Origin of the sequence: Sorangium sp. So ce1036 (genome assembly GCF_051369805.1) — a bacterium.
Taxonomy (GTDB): Bacteria; Myxococcota_A; Polyangia; order Polyangiales; family Polyangiaceae; genus Sorangium; species Sorangium cellulosum_F.
In genome coordinates this window covers 2,120,292-2,140,008 of record NZ_JBBMOX010000001.1, presented here as the reverse complement: position 1 = coordinate 2,140,008, position 19,717 = coordinate 2,120,292, and the positions used below count along the sequence as shown (strand labels likewise).

Below are 19,717 nucleotides of genomic sequence, written 5' to 3'. Positions count from 1 at the left end.
GCCGCGCCATCGTGTGCTAGGTTGTCCGCGTGTGGGTACGCCGCGCAGCCATTCGCCCCGTCCCCTCGTACGCCCAGGTGCCGGCGCGCGTCCTGTCCGAGATCGAGGATCAGCTGGCCGAGGACGACGACGACTCCCGCAAGCAGCTCGATGACGCGTTCACGCGGTTCGAGCAGACGCAGCCCGCGCTCGCGGATCGCATCTCCGGGGTGCTCTCCGGGCCGCTCGACGAGACCGCGCTGGCCCTCGGCTACTTCCTGACGCTGGCGATCTGGCTCGCGTTCGACGAGCTGTTCGGCCAGGACCTCGAGGAGGTCACGGAGACGGCGCTCACGGGCGTCGAGGAGTCGCTGAACCTGGACGAGCAGATCCGCCTGCACGATCCCGCCGAGGCGGTCGACTCGGATGACGTCATTGCGATGGAGCAGCCGGACGTGCTGGCCTTCGTGCAGGAGCACCTCGACGCGGCCCTCGAGGCGAACGCGCACGAGGTCGACGTCGACGACGTCCACGCGATCTACCGGGTGGTGCTGATCGAGGTGCTGGCGCTGAGCTACGCCGTCCGGCCGCCGTCGAACTGGGTGACGCTGACGACGGAGTTCACGGCGTAGTCTTGTTCGGCGCTCTAGGCGGGCTCCCGACGAGCGGCGTCCCCCTCCCACCCGGCGAGATAGCGCGCGAGCGCGTCCTCCAGCGCAGGCAGCAAGATCCCTCGCCGGCTCCCCAGCGCGCTGTAGCGAGGCCGCGGCGCGACGAACGGGAGCGCGCTGCTCGGGCACCGGACGAGGCGCCCCGCGTCCACGCGCACCAGCGCGGCGCTCCGCGCGGCGAGCTCGGCCCACGTCACCGCGTCGCGGTTCGTCAGGTGCCAGATACCGCTCTCCCCGTCGATGAGGAGATCGAGCGCCGCGTTGACGAGATCGGGCGTGTACGTGGGGGTCACGATCAGATCCTCGGCCGCGCTGAACGGCCGGCCGTCGCGGAGCGCGCGCAGCGCGGCGGCGACGAAGTTGCGCTCGTCCCAGGGGCCGAAGAACGCCGCCGTGCGCACCACCAGCGCGCTCGGCAGGACCTCGGTCACCCGCCGCTCGGCGGTGGCCTTGCTCCGCCCGTACGCGCTGAGCGGCCTCGCCGGGTCGGTCTCCACGTAAGGCGTCCGCTGGGCGCCGTCGAAGACCAGATCGGACGAGAAGGTGACGAGCCGGACGCCGCGCGCGCGGCACGCGGCCGCGAGCACCGCGGGCCCGACGGCGTTCTCACGCTCGCACCGGCGCGGATCGCGCTCCGCGTCGTCGACGCGCGTGTACCCCGCGGTGTTGATGACCGCCCACGGCGCGTGATGCGCGAGGGCGCGCTCGACCGACGCGGGATCGGCGATGTCCATCTCGCCACGGCCGAGCAGGCGGCGCGGGAGCCCGCGCTCCGCGCAGAGGCGCGCGAACGCTCTGCCGAGCGCGCCCGAGGCGCCCGCGATCAGGAGGGGCGGGCGCCCGGCGCCCCCGGCCGCGCCGCCGCCGGCCGACGTCCCGTGGATCGCGCCCTCGCGCTCGCCCGCCCCGACCCCGGCCTCACGCTCCTCCCCCACGCCGACCGCCGGCTCCCCCACGCGGACCGCCGGCTCCCCCACGAGGACCGCCGGATAGAGCAGCCGCTCCCGGCGACGCCACCACCCCGGCGAGGGGAGCACCGGGTGCTCGAACGGCTCGCCGCGCGCGAGCGCGCGGACCAGCGCGGCGAGCGCCGTGGGGCGCGGCCCGGAGCCGCGCACGTCGAACACGCCGGCCTCGTAGTGCCCGCGCTCCCGCACGACCAGGCAGTCCCAGTCGAAGGAGCCGAGCATCGCCCACACCGTCACCGCCCGCACGTCGGCGCCCGCCGCGCGCGCCGCCGCCGCCGCGTCGAACGCCTCGAGCAGCCACCGGAGCTGCTCCTCGCGGGGGCCGCCCAGGTGCGCCTCGGTGATCGCGACCGGCCGCCGGTAACGCTCCCAGACCTCCAGGAGGCGCGCGAGGTGCCCGCCCATGCCCTCCGCGACGACGCGCACGGCCTCGACGTCGGCGTACGCGTGCCTCTCGTTGCCCCCGCGCGCCCAGGCCGGGTAACGCTCCACGCGCTCGTCGATGAACCGATCGCTCGTGATGTAGTGGTTGATGCCGAGGATGTCCGGGGGGCAGGGCGACTCGACGAACGCCTCGAGCTCGCCGGGGGACGCGCCCCACTCGAGGAGCCGGGGATAGAGCGGGTGATCCCGGTCCACCCGCCCCATGAGCAGATCCATGCTCAGCCACCGCCTGTGATTCTCGTGCTCCGCCTGGTAGGCGAGCAGCGGCGTGCTGAACGTCTTCCCGAGATCCTCGGTCTGGACCAGGCGCGCGCGCGGGTTCACCTCGCGGATCGCGCGCATCGACGCCGCGACGGCGCGGCACTGCGACAGGAGCGCGCGGACGAAGGTGCGGCCGTCCCGCCCGTGCGGGTACCAGTGGCCGTACATGCCGGAGAAGCGCGCCGTGGTGAGCGGCTCGTTCACCGGCGTGTAGTGCTCGACCCACGGGTAGCGCTCGGCGACCTCGCGGGCGAAGCGCGCGAGCCCCGCCGCGAAGCCCGGCTCGACGAGGCTCGTCGAGGGCGGCCCGCTGCCGTGGTGGACGAGCCCCACGATCGGTCGAAGGCCCAGCTCGCGCAGCCTCGGGAGCCGCGCGTCGGCCCAGGCGAAGCGCGCGGGGCCGCCCTGCGCCGCGCGCTCCCAGAGCACGGGGTAGCGGATCGCCCGGATCCCGAGCCCGGCGAAGCGCTCGAGATCATCGAGCCTCCGCGCGTGGCCGCTGCGCTCCATCTGGTCGTGGTACGTGTCGCCGACGCGGTTCACCGTGCACTCGACGCCGCCCCAGAGCTCGAGCGCGGGGGCGCCGCCCTCGCCCGCGGCTCCGCTCACGCCGCCTCCGTGAGCGCCCGGACGCCCGGCGCCCCCGTCAGCCTCGCGTAGAGCGTGAGGGCCTGGGCCACGACCTGATCCATGTTGTAATAGCGGTACGTGCCGAGCCGGCCGGCGAAGTGGACGCCGGCGGTCTCCCGGGCGAGCTCCTCGTATTTCCGGTAGAGCGCCGCGTTCTCCGGCCGCGGCACGGGGTAGTACGGATCGCCGTCGCCCTTCGGAAACTCGTAGACGATCGTCGTCCTCGGGTGCGTCTGGCCGGTGAGGTGCTTGAACTCGGTGACCCGCGTGTAGCTGTACTCGTTCGGATAATTGATGACGGGCGCCGTCTGGTACACCTCCTGGTCCTTCGTCTCGAATTTGAACTCGAGAGAGCGGTACGGCAGCTTCCCGAAGCGGTGATCGAAATAGGCGTCGATCGGACCTGTGTAGATCATCTCACGGTGCGGGATCACGTGGCGGATCTCGCGGTAATCCGTGTTGAGCAGGATCTTGATGCCCGGGTGATCGAGCATCCGCTCGAACATCCGCGTGAACCCGTGGAGCGGCATCGCCTGGTAGGTGTCGGAGAAGTAGCGGTCGTCCCGGTTCGTGCGGACGGGGACGCGCGCCGTCACCGAGGCGTCGAGCTCCGAGGGGTCGAGCCCCCACTGCTTACGGGTATAGTTGCGGAAGAACTTCTCGTAGAGCTCGCGGCCCACCTTGCTGAGGATGACGTCCTCCGACGTGCGGATCCGCTCGCGCCGCTCGGCCCTCGACGCGAGGAAGCCCTCGACCTCCAGCGCGTTGAGGCTCAGCCCGTAGAGGGCGTTGATCGTGTCGAGGTTGATGGGGATCGGCAGGAGCTGACCGTCGACCCAGGCGCGCACGCGGTGCTGGTACGGGCGCCACTCGGTGAACTGCGAGAGATAGTCGAAGACCTCACGCGAGTTCGTGTGGAAGATGTGGGGCCCGTACCTGTGCACGAGGACGCCGGCCGTGTCGTGGTGGTCATAGGCGTTCCCGCCGACGTGCTTGCGCACGTCGCAGAGCAGGATCCTCTTGCCGGCGCCGCGGGCGAGCCGCTCGGCGAGGACGCACCCGGCGAAGCCGGCGCCGACGATGAGGTAATCGAACACCGCTCACCTCCCGGGCGCGCCCGCGCCGCGGCGCGAGAGCACGCCGTCGAGGAGCCGCTCGATCCGGGCCCACGTGGCGTCCCACGAGCTCTGCCCCAGGAGATCATCGACCCTCGAGAGCAGGCGGCCGCGATCCTCGGCCAGGGACGCCTCCACGGCGGCGACGAAGTCGGCCGGCGCGTCCGCGATGCGGACCAGCCCGAGCTCGCCGTAGGGCTGCACCACGTCGCGGATCGACGTCGAGACGACGGGCTTGCCGCCCGCCAGGTACTCCGGCGTCTTCGTCGGGCTGATGAACCGCGTGGCCTCGTTCCGTGCGAACGGCATGAGCGCCACGTCCCAGCCGCCGAGGTACATGGGGAGCTCTTCGTACCGCTTCTGCCCGAGATAGTGGATGTTCGCGGCGCGGGGCAGCGACGCCGGGTCGATCTTGACCACCGGGCCCACGAGCACGATCTGCCAGGCTGGCCTGAGCGCGGCCACGGCCGCGACGAGCGCGGTGTCCATCCGCTCGTCGAGGACGCCGAAGAAGCCGAGGCGCGGCCGCGGGATCGACGCCTGATCGTCGGGCTCTTCGCGGCCCCCGCCGCGCGCCTTCGCGAAGTGGGCGACGTCGACGCTGCTCGGGAGCGCGTGCACGCTCGGGTGCAGCGCGCGCTTGGCCTCGTAGAGGCTCGCGCCGCCGGTGAAGACCAGATCGGCGAGGCGGAGGAGCTCGGTCTCATGCTCCTTGATCGAGGGGGGCGCTCCGGCGAAGGCCGAGAGCTCATCCATGCAATCGTACACGATCGCCGCGGGCTTGAGGTGCCGGGAGAACGCGAGCGCCATCGGCGTGTAGTACCAGAGCACGTGATCGCTCACCGCGTGGCGTCTCATCATGTCGTCGAGGAGCTCGCGCAGCATCGCGGCGGCGCGCGACGGCGCGACGCCGGCGGGCAGGTGCGGAGTCGCGACGCAGACGCCGTGCGGCTCGACCGCGGTCTCCTCGAGGCGCGGCGGTCCGCCGCCCCGCGTCGGCTCTTCGAAGAAGAAGACGCGGCGCCGCCGCGCGCAGCGCGTGAGCAGGTGCTGTGGGCGCTGAAAGACGAAGTTGAAGCGCAGATGTGAGAAACAGAGCACGTCCGGCCGCCGTCTCAGGCTCATCGGTTCCTCCCCTCGAGCCCCGGTGTGCATCCGCGTCCCGGCACGGGCTCCGCGCAGGCGCCTTTCAAGGAGCATGCCCGGAGCGCATGACGCGGCGCTCTTCGCATCACCGCGAGGATCGCTGAGCGCCGCGCTGCGATCGCGCAGCGGCGAAGGGCGCGTGGAGGATGAGCGTGATCGCCCGGGAGTGTGCGGCGCCGCGATGAGCGCGACCGCCAGGGCGCGCGGCGGCGCGATGAGCGCGACCGCCAGCGTGTGTGCGGCGGCGCGATGAGCGCGACCGCCAGGGGCGCGCAGCGCGGCGCAGCGAGGGGCGCGCGCGCCGACCAGGCCGAGGCGCTCGCCCCGGCGCGGCTATCCGTGGCCGCTGGGCGGAGGCTCGATGATCCCTTCTTGCCGCGGGCCATCGCGCTCCCGGAGATCCATGCAGTCGGGCAGCGGGTGGCCGGCGGCGTGGCCGCGCGTCGCCGCGGCGATCTCGTGGAGCGGGAACTTCGGCGTCCGGTCCGCGTAGAGGAGCCCGTTCGCCTCCTGGTACGTGTCGGCGAACTGCGTGTAGCAGAAGCCGGAGAGCAGCTCGACCGAGCGCACGGCCGCGATCAGCCGCTCGTACGCGCGCGCGAACGCCTGCGGGGAGTCGCAGACCGAGTAACCCCAGATCCCCGGCTCGCCCCGCCGGAGCGCGATCCCGCCGAACTCCGACAGGATGATCGGCTGGTCGATCTTCTTCTCGTGCCCGCCGAGGACCAGGATGCGCCCCCCGGGGCGCTCCCGCTGGAACAGCCGGGGGCGGACCTCGTCGGCGTGGTAGCGCCGCGCGAGCCGCTCCGCGTCGGCGTCGTAGTCGTGGATGCCGATGATGTCGGTCGCGACGCTCTCCCACCCGTCGTTGCCGACCACGGGGCGGGTCGCGTCGAGCGTCGCCGTGAGGTGATAGAGCGCCTCGACCCAGTGGCGCTCCCCCGCGTTGTCCGGCAGGTTCGGCACGCCCCAGGACTCGTTGAACGGCACCCACGCGATGATGCACGGGTGGCTGTAGTCGCGCCGGATCGCCTCGGTCCACTCCCGCGTGAGGCGCTCGACCGACAGCATGGTGAAGCGGTAGGCGCTCGGCATCTCTTCCCAGACCATGAGGCCCAGCGTGTCCGCCCAGTAGAGGTAGCGCGGGTCCTCGATCTTCTGGTGCTTGCGCACGCCGTTGAAGCCCATCGCGCGCGCGAGCTCCACGTCGCGCCGGAGCGCGTGATCGTCCGGCGGCGTCATCCCGGTGCCGGGCCAGTAGCCCTGATCCAGCACCATCCGCAGCGGGAGCGGCCGCCCGTTGAGCACGATGCGGTCGCCCTGGATCGCGATCGAGCGCAGCGCCGTGTAGCTGAGGACGCGGTCGATGACCTCTCCGTCCGGCCCGAGGAGCTCGATCTCCGCCTGGATCAGGGTGGGCGAGTCTGGGCTCCAGAGGAGGAGGTTCCGGGAGTCGTCGATCCCGGGATCGGAGAGCGCGATCCGCCGGTGCACCTCGCTGGCGACCACGGCGTACGTGTCGTCGGCGAGCACCGTGCCGCCGCTGTGGAGCCGCAGCCTGAGGCGCAGGTCGTCGCGCCGGACCCCCGCGATCTTCACGTAGAAGTCGAGCTCCCATCGGGTTAGGCTCGCGGTCCAGCGCACCACCGCGACCGACGTCGCGGGGACGCGCTCCATCCAGACGGTCTGCCAGATGCCGGTCGTGCGCGGGTACCAGATCGAGTGGGGATCGAGCTGCCAGTCCTGCTTGCCGCGCGGCTTCGTCAGCTCGGCGGGATCATCCTCGGCGCGCACGATGATCTCCTGCGGCCCGGACGGGGTGAGGTAGTCGGTGATGTCGACGGAGAAGGGCGTGTATCCGCCGGTGTGCTGCGCGACCCGGCTCCCCTGGATCCAGACGGTGGCCTCGTAGTCGACGGCGCCGAAGTGCAGGATCAGCCGCTCGCCTTTGCGGAGATCGGGCGCCTCGAACATCCGCCGGTAGAAGCAGGCGCGGAAGAACCCCGTCTCTCCGACGCCGCTCCGCTCCGTCTCCGGCGCGAACGGGACCTCGATGGCGCGATCCCAGACGACCTCGCCGGGCTTGCGCCATCGCGCCTCCGGATCGAGCGCGAACGCCCATGTCCCGTTCAGGGAAGTCCACCCGGCGCGCCGGAGCTGCGGCCTCGGGTACCCGTGCTCGCGCCCCCCCACGTTCGACATGTCCTCCTGCAAGACCCCTCTCCCTTGCTTCCGTGTCATCCCGTGACGTGTCCTCTCTCCGACCGCGCAACCCCTGCGATGAGCACGGCGCCAGAGCGTCCCGCGCGCCGCTGGAGAATGCCCGTCCACCCGGAGTGAGTCCAACCTGCTTTATTGCGGACGTGGCGAGCACCTCACCTCGCGCGTCATTCCAGGCGAGCCGAACAGAGTGCCAATCTCACGTATTGCCGCTCTCTCCTGGACTTCTCTGCTTCAGGCGCTCTTCCGGGCATCCCGCCCTCCCCGCTGGCCCGGGAGGGCTCGCCGCTCCAGGGGTCGAGCTCCGAGCCCGATCGCCCTCCGAGCTGACCGCAGGGGTGCTCGTCTCTCGACGGGCCCGGGGGGCGGGCGGCCCACGATCCCGCGCGCGCGACGACCGAGGCTCCCCTCCCCCGCCCTGCCCCGGCCCGCCTCGGCGTCACCCCCCGGTCGCGCTATCATCGCCGGCCGCCGCCTCCACCGCGGAGCCCTGCCGCCCGCCGCATGTCCCAGCGCCCCCCCGCGTCCACCGCCCCTGCCTTCGCCGAGATGACCGTCGGCCATCACCGCCTCGCGCTCCTCAAGGACGGCGCGCAGGCGTACCCGGCGATGCTCGCGGCCATCGCCGGCGCGCAGCGCACCGTCTGCCTGGAGACGTACATCCTCAGGAGCGACCGCACCGGCCAGCGCTTCGCCGAGGCGCTCGCCGAGCGCGCGGCGGCGGGCGTCGAGGTGAGCCTGCTCTTCGACGCCTGGGGCTCCTCGGTGTCGTCGTCCTTCCTCGACGGGCTCCGCCGCGCCGGCGTCCGGCCCCTCGCCTTCCGCCCGATCGAGCTCTCCGCCCCGTTCGGGAAGGTCGCGCGCCGCGACCACCGCAAGGCGCTCATCGTCGACGGCGCCGTCGCGTTCATCGGCGGCCTCAACATCTCCGACGACTACGCGGCCCCGGAGGACGGCGGCGCCGGCTGGCGCGACACCCACCTCCGCATCGAGGGCCCCGCCGCCGCCGAGCTCCAGTACTTCTTCCTGCGCACCTGGCAGCGCGCCGGCGGCCCCCCCGTCGACGGCGAGCGCTACGGCTACGACGCGCGCAGGCCCGATCCCGCGGTCCAGATCATCAGCAACGATCTCCCCCGGAGGAGGCACCGCCACGGCATCCGCGACGCCTACCGCCAGGCCATCGAGCGCGCCCGGCGCCGGATCTTCATCACGAACGCCTACTTCCTGCCGCCGCTCCGGATCATCCACGCGCTCGCCGCCGCCGCCCGCCGCGGCGTCGACGTCAGGATCATGGTCGCGGGCACGACCGACGTGCCCGCCGTCCTGCTCGCGTCGCGCGCCATCTACGGCCACCTCCTCGACGCCGGCGCCCGCCTATTCGAGTGGCGCGGCCGCGTCCTGCACGCCAAGACCGCCGTCGTCGACGGCTCCTGGGCCACCGTCGGCTCCACCAACCTCGACAGCCAGTCGCTCCGCATGAACATCGAGGCGAACGCCGTCATCACGCACCGCGGGTTCGCGGGCGCGATGGAGCGGATGTTCACCGAGGACCTCGCCTCGTGCCGCGAGATCACCGTCGCGCGCTGGATCCGGCGCCCCCTCTGGGAGCGGGCCGCCTCCTGGACGGCCTACCTCGCGCGCGACTGGCTCTGACCTGCCCGCGCCCGCCGCCGCGGCGGGGTGGAGCGGGGCGCCGGGGGCTCCCCTCCGGGGCCTGCGCTCCGGCGGAGCCCCTCTGGTGGCTCGCCTGCGCTCCGGCCCCTCCGGTGAGCCCCCGGCGCCCCGCTCCACCCCGCCGCGCCCGCCGCCGCCGCGCGGTGCTACCGTTCGCCATGTCCGATTTTCGCCGCTTCCGCGGCACCGAACGCTACCTCACGAGCGAGGCGCTCGAGGCCGCCGTCAACTGCGCGCTGGTCCTGGAGCGGCCGCTCCTCGTCAAGGGAGAGCCCGGCACCGGCAAGACGCTGCTCGCCGAGGCCATCGCAGACAGCCTGTCGGCCGAGCTCATCCCCTGGCACGTCAAGAGCACGACGCGCGCCCAGGACGGGCTCTACGTCTACGACACCGTCCAGCGCCTCCACGACTCGCGCTTCGGCGACGGGGACGTGCGCGACATCCGCCGCTACATCAAGCTCGGCCCCCTCGGGCAGGCGTTCAGCGCCGAGCGGCGCGTCGTGCTCCTCATCGACGAGGTCGACAAGGCGGACCTCGAGTTCCCGAACGACCTCCTCCACGAGCTCGATCGGATGCGCTTCCGCATCGCCGAGACCGGGGACGACATCGTCGCGCGGGAGCGGCCCGTCGTGATCATCACCAGCAACAACGAGAAGGAGCTGCCGGACGCCTTCCTGCGCCGCTGCGTGTTCCACTTCATCGACTTCCCGGAGCCCGAGCTCATGCGGGAGATCGTCCGCGTCCACCACCCCGACCTCGATCGGACCCTCGCCGACCAGGCCATGCAGGTCTTCTACGAGATCCGGAGCAACGCCCGGCTCCGGAAGCGGCCGTCGACGAGCGAGCTCATCGACTGGATCGCGGTGCTGCGCAGGGCGGGCGTGAGGGAGGTGAGGCTCGAGAAGGCGCTGCCCTTCCTCGGCGCGCTGCTCAAGAAGGAGCAGGACCTGGCCGCGCTCGCCGACCAGCTCGCCGGCGGCAGGCGGTACCGGTCGTAGCCATGTTCGTCGAGTTCCTCTACGAGCTCCGGGCCCGCAGGGTCCCGGTCGGGGCCCAAGAGGCCGTCGGCCTCGCGCGGGCGCTCGCCGCGGGGCTCCACGACAGCTCGCTCGACGGCTTCTACCACGTCGCGCGGGCGCTGCTGGTCCACTCCGAGGCGCACCTCGACGACTTCGACCTCGCGTTCGCCAAGCACTTTCGCGGCGTGCCCGTCGAGGCCAAGGCGGTCGCGGAGGAGCTGCTCTCGTGGCTCCGGGATCCGGTCAAGATGCGCGCCCTCTCCGACGAGGAGAAGGCGATGATCGAGGAGCTCGACCTCGAGGAGGTGCTCCGGCAGTTCGAGGAGCGCCTGCGCGAGCAGCGGGAGCGCCACGACGGCGGGAGCCGCTGGATCGGGACCGGCGGCACCTCGCCGTTCGGCCGCCACGGCTACCACCCGAGCGGGATCCAGGTCGGCGGCCCCGCGGGCGGGCGGGGCGGCGCGCTGGCGAGCGCCGACGCGCGCCGCTACCGGGCCTACCGCAGCGACGTCACGCTCGACGTGCGCCAGATCGAGATCGCGCTGCGCAAGCTGCGCGCCTTCGCGCGCGAGGGCGGTGCGCGCGAGCTCGACATCGAGGCGACGATCGACGCGACGGCCAGGAACGCGGGCGAGATCGAGATCGTGATGAGGCCACCGCGCCGCCCGAGCACGCGCGTGATCCTGATGATGGACGTGGGCGGCTCGATGGATCCCCACGCCGCGCTCGTGTCGCAGCTCTTCAGCGCGGCGAGGCGCGCGACGCACTGGAAGGAGCTCCGGAGCTACTACTTCCACAACTGCGTCTACGGCAGGGTCTTCAGGACCGAGGGGCTGCGGGAGCCCGTCTCCGTGCGGGAGCTCCTCCACGAGTGCGGCAGGCACCACAAGCTCGTGATGGTCGGGGACGCGGCGATGGCGCCCTACGAGCTGCTCGGCGCGTCGATCTCCGGCGGCGGGGGCCTGTCCGCGCTCGAGGCCGACGCGCGGGCGCCCGGCGTCGCGTGGCTGATGATGCTCCGCGACCACTTCGATCGCGCGGCGTGGCTGAACCCGGACGGGGTGGGCCCGTACCCGCACCCGACCGTCGACGCCATCAAGAGCATCTTCCCGATGTTCCCGCTCACGCTCGAGGGGCTGGGGGACGCCGTCGCGGAGCTCGTCCGCGGCCGCGGCCGGGCCTGAGCCGGGGCCCGCCGCTCAGCGGCCCGCGCGCTTGAACACCTCCGCCGCGGTCTTCGCGACGAGGGCGCGGTCGAGCCATCGATCGAGCTCGCGCTCGCTCCTGCACGACGCGATCTTCGCCGTGGCCGCCTTCGTGAGCCGCAGCCCGCGCCGGCCCATCACCCGCCGCAGTGCATCGCGCTTGCCCTCGAGGATCCCCTCGTCGCGCCCCGCCTCGCGCCCCTCCTCGCGCCCCGCTTCGCGCCCCTGCTCGCGCCCTTTTGCGAGCACGGCGTCGAGGTCCTCGTACCCATGCCGCTGGAGCAGGTTGGTCAGCGTGGCCTTCTCGGCCTCGCCGCGGTCGTAGAGCGCCTCGACGCGGATCGCGTTCTTGAGGACGCCGGGCGCGCTCAGCATCTGACCGGGCAGCACGACCCGCGCGCGCTTGCGAGGCTCGTGCACCTCGACCCGCCGCGGGCCGTTGAGGCGCACCACCCACAGGAACCGCGTGCCGGCCGCGAGCAGCTCGGCGATCTTCTGCTGGAGCTTCGCCTCGTCCTGCCCCACGTCGGCGTACTCGATGGCGAGCTCCGGGACGCCGTTCACCCAGCCGGGCCGGTCGGGCACGTTGCCCACCGCGACGTCGGGCGCGCGGAGCGTGTCCGGGCCCAGGGAATACCCGGTGTCCACGCCGACCTCCTTGACCGCGGGGTCCCACCCCACGACCGAGCTGCCCAGCGAGTTCGGCCCGGAGGCGCGCCCTCCGGTGGGGGCGCAGTAGATGGGGTGGCCGTTCGAGAGCTCGTACGGGTCGCCCGAGCGGAGGTGCTCCACGCGGAAAGGTCCGCGCTCGGTCGGCCGGCGCCTGGCCCGCTGCTGCATGAGACGACGATAGCACACGGGCGGCGCGCCCCGTCGGCCGTCCGCCCCCCGGGCCGGCCGGCCTGGTACGTCGTCCCCCGAGCCCGTCCCGGGGACGCAGCGCTAGTCGTTCGGCAGCCACATGCGGAACGCCGTGCCCCGCCCCGCGCCCCGCGTCGCGGTGATCTCGCCGCCGTGCGCCTCGATGATGATCCGGCTCAGCGCGAGCCCGAGGCCCGTCCCCTTCACCTTGGCGGTCACGAGCGGCTCGAAGAGGTGGTCGATCACGCACGGGTGGACGCCGGGGCCGTTGTCCTCGACCTCGAGGTAGGTGCGCTCGTCGCCTCGCCAGGCGCGCGTGACGATCGAGCCCCCGGGGGCGCCGTCGAGCGCCTCGACCGCGTTGAGGTAGAGGTTCGAGAAGACGCGCTCGAGCAGGATGGGATCGCAGAGGAGCGTGAGATCGGCCGGCGCGACGGCCACCTCGAACTGGACCGCCGTGGGCAGGACCAGCGCGTGCCGGGCGCTCTCGATGAGCTTGCCGACCGGCGCCGGCTCGCGCCGCAGCGGCTCGCCGCGCGCGAGCCCGAGGACGCTGCCGATGACCTCGTGCGCCTTGCGGATCTCGCTCGTCACCCGGTCGAGGTGGCGCATCAGGCGGGGCCGATCGTCGAGATCGCGCTGCGCCAGGAACAGCGACGACTCGGCGACCGCGAGGGCGTTGCGCAGCTCGTGGGCGACGCTCGCGCCGACCGCTCCCGCCGCCGCGAGGCGCGCGGCGCAGCATTCGGTCCTGGAACCCTCTTTTGTCATACGTCCGCGCTGAGCGTAGCCGATGCCCCGCGCGATCGCCCGCGCGCCGAGCGGGCGGCGCGCGGGCGCGTCCAGCGAGGATCACGACCTGGGCAGAGACTCACGATCGGGGCGCACGGGCCCGGGTCACTCGGCGCTGGTGGCGAGCGCGTCGGCCGCGGGCGCGGGCGGCTGCGCTCGCTCCGGGGCCGGCTTGACGCGGCGCGCCCGCGCGAGGTCGAGGAGGGAGAAGCGCTCGGGCGCCGCGGAGCCCGCCGGCGCGGTGCGGCCGAACAGCTCGAGCCGCACGGCGCGGTGAGGCGGCGGCACGAGCGCGCCCGGCGCCTCCCCGGGCTCGCCGGCGATCACGGCCGCGACCTCGGACGACTTCACCGCGCCGGAGCCGCGGATGTCGACCTCGACGTCGAGCGCCACGAGGTCGCCGGCGAGCCCGGCGCGCGCGAGGGCCGAGAGCACGTCGGGCCCGCCGACCTCGGCCCGCACGAGGTACTGGCGGACGTCGACCATCTTCGCGAGCCGCTCGATCTCGCGGCGGATCGGGAGCGCGGGGGCCGCGAGGGCGGCGCTCGCGCGGGCGGCGAGGATCGCCTCGGCGTCGCGGCCGATCGCGGAGCGCGCGAACGCGAGCGCGTAGCGGGCCCCGGCGATCAGCTTGCTGAGGGCCGGATCGTCCGGGCCGAGCTTCACGGCGGCGCGGAAGACGAGCCCGCGCGGGCTCGCGGCCGTCATGGCCTGGGCGAGCGCGTCGAGCGCGGCGGCGTCGAGATCGCGCTCGAGGCGGAGGTCGACGTACTCGTCGAGGCTGATCACGCCGAGCGAGAGCGCCGGCGAGAACGTCATGTCGGGCTTGGGATGGAAGCCCGCGGTGTAGGTCATCGGCGCGCCGACGCGCCGGAGCACGCGGGGCAGCTCGCGCACGACGTCGAGGTGGCCGAGCAGCGCCATGGGCCCGGTCTTCTCGAAGCGGAAGCGGTAGCGGATGCCGCCGCGCCCTTGCCGCACCGGCGCGGGCTTCTTCTGCTTCGGCGCCCTCGGCGGCGCCTCGGCGGCGGGCAGCGCCTCGGCGGCGGCGGGCAGCGCCTCGGCGGCGGCGGGCAGCGCCTCGGCGGCGGCGGGCAGCGCCTCGGCGGCGGCGGGCAGCGCCTCGGCGGCGGCCGGCGCCTCGGCGGCGGCCGGCGCCTCGGCGGCGGCCGGCGAGGCCTCGGCGGCCGGGCCGGCGGCGGGCGGCGCGTCGCGATCGTCGGGGAGGACCGGCAGCGAGCGCCGGTGCGCGCCGAGCTTCTCGAGGAAGGTCAGCCGCTCCTCGCGCATCTGCGTCATGTCGCAGGCGACGCCGCAGTCGTAGCAGACGAGCCGCCGGGTATCGGCCGTCGCGTCCTCGAGGTTGGTGTGGTGCACGAACGTGCCGGCGACCTTGCCGCACGGCGGGCTGAGGCGGTTCTGGAGCGCCTTCCTGTACTCCCTCGCGAGGAAGCCCTCCTCGAGGCCGACGTCGATGTGGTCCCACGGCAGCCGCGCGGTCAGCGGGAGGGTGCCGAGGTACCTGGCCCGGTCGACGCCGTGGCGCACGAACGCCTCCTCCCACACGGACAGCTTGAGCTGGTCGTCCCACGAGTCGAAGCGGGCGCCGTTCTGCCAGGCCCGCTCGAGGACGTCGGCGAGGCGGCGATCGCCGCGGGCGAAGATGCCCTCGAGGACGCTGGCGTGCGCCTCGTGGGTCCTCAGCGTGACGGCGCGGTAGGGCCGCACCGTGTCCTTGAGGAGCTGCTGCTTGCGCCCGACCTCGGCGAGCGTGTCCATCGCCGCCCACTGGAAGGGGGTGTGGGGCTTCGGCACGTGGGTCGAGACGCTGACGGTGACGTCGACCGGCTTGCCCTTGCCGGCCGCCCTCCTCCCGGCGGCGGCGGCGCGGGCGCCCGTCTCGACGATGCCGCGCACGTCCTCGTCGGTCTCGGTCGGGAGCCCGATCATGAAGTAGAGCTTCATCTTGCCCCAGCCGCGGCGGAACACGCGCTCGGCCGTCTCGAGGAGCTGCTCCTCCGTGACGTTCTTGTTCACGACGTCGCGCATCCTCTGGGTCCCCGCCTCGGGCGCGAAGGTGAGGCCGGTCGCGCGCACTCGCTTGAGCTCGTCGAGGAGCTCGGGCTCGAGCCCGTAGGCGCGCAGCGACGAGACGCCGAGGGAGATCCGCTCGGCGGTGAGGCGCTCGGTGACCTTCTTGATGAGCGGAGAGATGCAGGAGACGTCGGCCGTCGAGAGCGCCGTGAGCGAGACCTCGTCCTGGCCGGACCGCTGCACCGCGCGCATCACGGTGTCGACGATCTGCTCGGGATCGCGCTCGCGCACGGGGCGGTAGATCATGCCGGCCTGGCAGAAGCGGCACCCCTCGGTGCAGCCGCGGGCGATCTCGATCGACATGCGGTCGAAGATCGCCTCGGGGCCGCCGGTGGGGCTCTCGTCCGGGAACGGGTACTGGTCGAGGTCGACGAGGGCGCGCTCGATCGGGAACGGGATGCCGTCGGCGAGCGGGCGGTCGACGACCTCGAGGCCGGTGTCGGGGTCGAGCCGGGTCGCGTAGAGCGAGGGCACGTAGACGGCGCCGAGGCGCGCGATCGCGAGGAGCCGCTCGCGTCGCGGCGCGCCCTCCCGCTTGAGGCGCGCCCACGTGAGGGCGACCTCCGAGGCCTTCGCCTCGCCGTCGCCGATGACGAGGGCGTCGAGGAAGGGGGCGATCGGCTCGGGGTGGGTCGCCGTGGGGCCGCCCGCGATGACGAGCGGGTCGTCCTCGCCGCGGTCCGCGGCGCGGAGCGGGACGCCGCCGAGGTGGAGCATCGTGAGGATGTTCGAGTAGGTGAGCTCGAACTGCAGGGAGAAGCCCACGACGTCGAAGTCGCGGAGCGGGCGCGCGGACTCGAGGGAGACGAGCGGCAGCCCGCGCTTCACGAGCTCGGCTTCCATGTCGACCCAGGGCGCGTAGCAGCGCTCGGCGAGCGTGCGGGGGTCGTCGTTGAGCAGCTTGTAGAGGATCTTGAAGCCGAGGTGGCTCATCCCGATGTCGTAGACATCCGGGAAGGCGAGGCAGACGCGCGCCTCGACCGCGGACCAGTCCTTCACGACCGAGCCGACCTCGCCGCCCGCGTACCGCGCGGGCTTCTCGACCTGGTCGAGGAAGGAGGCGTACGGGTGGCCTGAGAGGAGGGGGAGGCTGTCCATGGCGCCTCGCGCGTAGCATGGCCGGGGTTCGCCGGCATCCGCCGAGCGCCCGGCGGCCTCGGCAAGGAGCCCCGGCACGCGCGCCCCCTCCGCGTCGCGGCCATGGCCATGGTCGTGGCCGTGGCCATGGTCGTGGCCGTGGTCGTGGTCGTCGCCGGCTGACGTGACCGTGGACGTATGCACTCCCATCCACGAGGGGTGCTGGCTAGCTCGCCCGTCAGAAGGCGGCTGCCAGTCCAGGGGCCGTCCTGGCCGTGGTCGTCCACGTCGACGTCTGACCGTGTACGACCGCGTTCACGTCACCTCCATGTCGACGTTCACCTCCACGTTTGCGCTCCGCCGGTGGATACGCGGCAATGCCCGGGAGGTCGCGACGCGTCGAGTCCGTTTGCCAGGGCCGGAGAAGCGCGATGCCGCCTCCATGATTTCTCCGTGCGTGTCGGAAAGTTCATCTTCCGTGCCGCCGAGATGCCGGTGGCGCGGCACCCCTGTGCGCCAGTAGAATGACGAGCTTGCAAACTTTGGATGAAGTCAACGGCGGAAAATACCGACATGCTTAAACGCACACGCTTTACCGGGCCCAATCGATCCATCTCCCTCGTCATTTTCGGACTGAGCGTTGCCTGCGGCCAGGCACCGGACCGGCTGCCCGTGATGCCCGAGGACGGCGCTGGAGGCTCCGCGGTGGGTGGCGGCTCCGCGACAGGCGGCGGCTCGGCGGCAGGCGGCGGCTCGGCGGCAGGCGGCGGCTCCGCGACAGGCGGCGGCGCGAGCGACGGCGGCGGCACGAGCGACGGCGGCGGCTCCGCGACAGGCGGCAACGCGAGCGACGGCGGCGGCTCCGCGACAGGCGGCGGCTCCGCGGTCGGCGGCGGCTCCGCGACAGGCGGCGGCGGCGCGGGGACGGGTGGAACGAACGAGCCCGGCACCGTGGGGACGGGCGGGACCGGGGACGGCGGGGCGCCCACGACGAGCACGTCGACCGGAGGCTCGAGCGACGACGGCACCACGCCGACGGCTCCATCGTTGATCGGGGATGTCGCGTTCTCGACGCCGAGCCAGACCTTCAGGGATCAGATCCAGGTGGGAATGACCACGACCATCGCGGGGGCCGAGATCCGCTATACGGTCGATGGACAGCTGCCGACCGCGGCCTCCACGCTGTACACGGGCGAGCCCGTGATCCTCACGGCCACGACGCAGCTCCGCGCGCAGGCGTTCGTGGAGGGCGCCGCGAGCGGCTCCGTGAGCACGGGCATCTACATCGCGCGCACCGTTGATGCGATCTCCGATATCCCCATCATGGTCGTGGACGGTTACGGCAAGGGCAAGCCGACCGACAAAGAGGTCTACTTCGACGCGGCGGTGATGATCTGGGAGCCGGTCAACGGGGTGGCCTCGATGGCCTCGCTGCCCACGCTGGCGATGCGCGGGGGCTATCACGTGCGCGGCCAGTCGTCGCGCTCCTTCCCGCAGACGCCGTACAAGCTCGAGCTGTGGGACAACGACGACGAGGACCTCGACTACGAGATCCTCGGCATGCCCGCCGACTCGGACTGGGCGCTGATCCCGCCCTACTACGACCGCACGTTGATCCGCAATCCGTTCACCTACACCCTCGGCCGGGACATGGGCCTGGAGGCGCCGCGCACCAGGTTCGCCGAGGTCTACCTGAACTACGAGGCGCGCCCCATCGGCGAGGCGGACTATCAGGGCATCTACTGGGTCTCGGAGACCATCAAGAACAACAAGGTGCGCACCGATCTCAAGCAGCTCGACGAGGACGACCAGGAGCTGCCCAAGATCAGCGGCGGCTACATCTTCAAGTTCGACCAGGCGGCCGCCGAGGAGCCGAAGCTCCTCTGCACCGGCTCGGAGCCCCTCCCGTCGTTCGGGGGCTTCGGGGGGCCGCGCCCCGGCACGGGCGGCACCTGCTGGATCGATCTCGAGGTGGTGGACCCCGATCCCCTGAACGAACAGCAGAAGACCTGGTTGACGCAGTACATCCAGGCGTTCCACGACAGCCTCCACCAGACGCCGATCGGCGATTATACGGCGCACATCGACGTGCCGTCGTTCATCGATTACCTGATCATCAACGAGCTGACGCTCAACGTGGACGCGTACGTGCGGAGCGCCTACTACTTCAAGGATCGCAACCAGAAGCTCAAGGCCGGCCCGCTGTGGGACTACAACTTCGCGCTCGGCGGCGTGGGCGCCCAGGACGCGACGCCGCAATCGGCGTCCGACACCGGCTGGCGCTTCAGCGGCCAGAGGAACGTCAACAACTGGTATCAGAAGCTCACCGCCGATCCGGCCTTCATGGCGCAGGTGAGGGCGCGTTACACGGAGCTTCGCCAGACGCTCCTGTCCCAGGCCGCGATCGAGCAGCGCATGGACAGCCTGAGCGGCCCGCTCGCGCGCGCCGTGGTCCGCGATTTCGAGCGGTGGCCGGTGGCGAGCATCATCCGGTCGAGCACCGGCTTCCTCGGCGGCCCCACCGAGCCGACGTGGGAGGGCCAGCTGCAGGTCATGCGCGACTTCCTCATCGAGCGGCTCGCCTGGATGGACACCAACTTGCCGTGACACGGCACGAGGGTGACGGCGGCCCGAGGTAGGGAGACCTGGGCCCTCGGCGCCCCCGGCCCCGGCCGAGGGGCGACGGCGGCGGCACCCAGCACCCCTGCGGGAGGTGCCGCCGGGGGCCCGCGACGGAGCGGGTCCGTTGCAGAGGGCCTGCCGCAGGGGGGTCTGCAACGGATCGACCTCCTCCGGAGGGCTGGCCGCAGCACGTGCGCGATGCTGGACGAGCGCGCGATCCAGGCGCGGAGCGATCGCGACGGTGCCGCCTCGTCCGGGCTCGGATGGCTGACGCGGGTCGATCGCCGCCAGGGCAGCGCGAGGACCCGCATGGGCTATGCTCACGCCGTGCGCGAGCGTGACCCCCACCACGTGGCGATCGATCGAGAGCTGCACGTCGAGTACCGCGATCCCAGCGACTTCGATCGGATCGCGTTCGCCCTGCGCGCGCTCGACCGCCTGCGACCGAAGCGGATGACGGTGGCCGTCTACTCGGCCGTCTCCACGCTCCGCGTCGAGCGCGGCCGCAACCTGCAGCGCGGCGAAGGGGGCTCGTGGGCGATCGTCGGCATCCCCCCGCACGCGAGCCGCGAGCACATCGCCTATGCGCTCGCAGAGCTCGCCGGCGTCGAGGCGGTGCCCTACGCAGTGCAAAGCCTGCTCGCCGCCGAGCGCGCATCCGACGCCTAGGACCGCGCCGCCCAGGCTCGCAGTGCGCGGCAGCGAGCACGGGCACCGACGCGGCAGCGAGCACGGGCACCGACGCGGCAGCGACACGGCACCGACGCGGCACCGACGCGACCCCGGTGCAGGATCGATGTGGGACCGTTCCTCACGGGCGTCGCCCCCGCCGGGCGGCCGGGACGCGCCCTCTCGATCCCCCACCCCGGCGACCATGCGACCCCCGCGAGATCCGCCGAGCCGGGAACGCATGGTGGATGGTATTGCGCCCCGTGCGAG

At 72.7% G+C, this 19,717-nt stretch carries 13 protein-coding genes; 6 read left to right on the top strand and 7 right to left on the bottom strand.

Annotation, left to right across the window (positions count from 1 at the left end; translation table 11 throughout):
- Positions 1 to 29: 29 nt before the first annotated feature.
- Positions 30 to 611, top strand: a complete 582-nt coding sequence (locus WMF31_RS08045) for a hypothetical protein (protein ID WP_129352169.1) — start codon at positions 30 to 32, stop codon at positions 609 to 611.
- A gap of 14 nt (positions 612 to 625) precedes the next feature.
- On the opposite strand, the gene WMF31_RS08040 is transcribed toward WMF31_RS08045, so the two are convergent.
- The 4 genes from WMF31_RS08040 to WMF31_RS08025 all read right to left on the bottom strand — a co-directional run bounded on the left by WMF31_RS08040 (position 626) and on the right by WMF31_RS08025 (position 7,416).
- Positions 626 to 2,932, bottom strand: a complete 2,307-nt coding sequence (locus WMF31_RS08040) for a sugar nucleotide-binding protein (protein ID WP_436601369.1) — start codon at positions 2,930 to 2,932, stop codon at positions 626 to 628.
- A complete protein-coding gene (glf, locus tag WMF31_RS08035) occupies positions 2,929 to 4,050 on the bottom strand; it encodes a UDP-galactopyranose mutase (protein WP_436601368.1) in 1,122 nt (373 codons plus the stop codon). Before glf ends, WMF31_RS08040 begins: the two co-directional genes overlap by 4 nt.
- A gap of 3 nt (positions 4,051 to 4,053) precedes the next feature.
- Entirely contained in the window at positions 4,054 to 5,193 is a 1,140-nt protein-coding gene (locus WMF31_RS08030; RefSeq protein WP_436601367.1) for a glycosyltransferase family 1 protein, read from the bottom strand.
- Positions 5,194 to 5,547: 354 nt separating this feature from the next.
- Positions 5,548 to 7,416: a glycoside hydrolase family 2 protein gene (locus WMF31_RS08025; RefSeq protein ID WP_436606531.1), complete on the bottom strand. Its 1,869-nt coding sequence runs from the start codon at positions 7,414 to 7,416 to the stop codon at positions 5,548 to 5,550.
- 522 nt (positions 7,417 to 7,938) lie between these two features.
- Here WMF31_RS08025 and WMF31_RS08020 point away from each other — a divergent pair.
- From WMF31_RS08020 to WMF31_RS08010, 3 genes are all read left to right on the top strand, one after another.
- Complete coding sequence (locus tag WMF31_RS08020) at positions 7,939 to 9,087, top strand: phospholipase D-like domain-containing protein (RefSeq protein WP_436601366.1); 1,149 nt, start codon at positions 7,939 to 7,941, stop codon at positions 9,085 to 9,087.
- Positions 9,088 to 9,266: 179 nt separating this feature from the next.
- Positions 9,267 to 10,106, top strand: a complete 840-nt coding sequence (locus tag WMF31_RS08015; RefSeq protein WP_436601365.1) for an AAA family ATPase — start codon at positions 9,267 to 9,269, stop codon at positions 10,104 to 10,106.
- 2 nt (positions 10,107 to 10,108) lie between these two features.
- Positions 10,109 to 11,311: a vWA domain-containing protein gene (locus tag WMF31_RS08010; RefSeq protein ID WP_436601364.1), complete on the top strand. Its 1,203-nt coding sequence runs from the start codon at positions 10,109 to 10,111 to the stop codon at positions 11,309 to 11,311.
- 15 nt (positions 11,312 to 11,326) lie between these two features.
- Here WMF31_RS08010 and WMF31_RS08005 read toward each other — a convergent pair whose 3' ends face one another.
- The 3 genes from WMF31_RS08005 to WMF31_RS07995 all read right to left on the bottom strand — a co-directional run bounded on the left by WMF31_RS08005 (position 11,327) and on the right by WMF31_RS07995 (position 16,177).
- Complete coding sequence (locus WMF31_RS08005) at positions 11,327 to 12,172, bottom strand: Uma2 family endonuclease (protein ID WP_436601363.1); 846 nt, start codon at positions 12,170 to 12,172, stop codon at positions 11,327 to 11,329.
- Positions 12,173 to 12,274: 102 nt separating this feature from the next.
- On the bottom strand, positions 12,275 to 12,964 hold the full coding sequence (locus WMF31_RS08000) for a sensor histidine kinase (protein ID WP_129352185.1): 690 nt from the start codon (positions 12,962 to 12,964) through the stop codon (positions 12,275 to 12,277).
- A gap of 126 nt (positions 12,965 to 13,090) precedes the next feature.
- Positions 13,091 to 16,177 (bottom strand): TIGR03960 family B12-binding radical SAM protein, encoded by a 3,087-nt coding sequence (locus tag WMF31_RS07995; protein WP_436601362.1) that lies wholly within the window; start codon positions 16,175 to 16,177, stop codon positions 13,091 to 13,093.
- A 684-nt stretch (positions 16,178 to 16,861) separates the two neighbouring features.
- Between WMF31_RS07995 and WMF31_RS07990 the strand changes: the two genes are divergently transcribed.
- Both WMF31_RS07990 and WMF31_RS07985 read left to right on the top strand, forming a co-directional pair.
- Positions 16,862 to 18,763: a CotH kinase family protein gene (locus WMF31_RS07990; RefSeq protein WP_436601361.1), complete on the top strand. Its 1,902-nt coding sequence runs from the start codon at positions 16,862 to 16,864 to the stop codon at positions 18,761 to 18,763.
- 342 nt (positions 18,764 to 19,105) lie between these two features.
- Complete coding sequence (locus WMF31_RS07985; protein ID WP_436601360.1) at positions 19,106 to 19,447, top strand: hypothetical protein; 342 nt, start codon at positions 19,106 to 19,108, stop codon at positions 19,445 to 19,447.
- Positions 19,448 to 19,717: the final 270 nt, after the last annotated feature.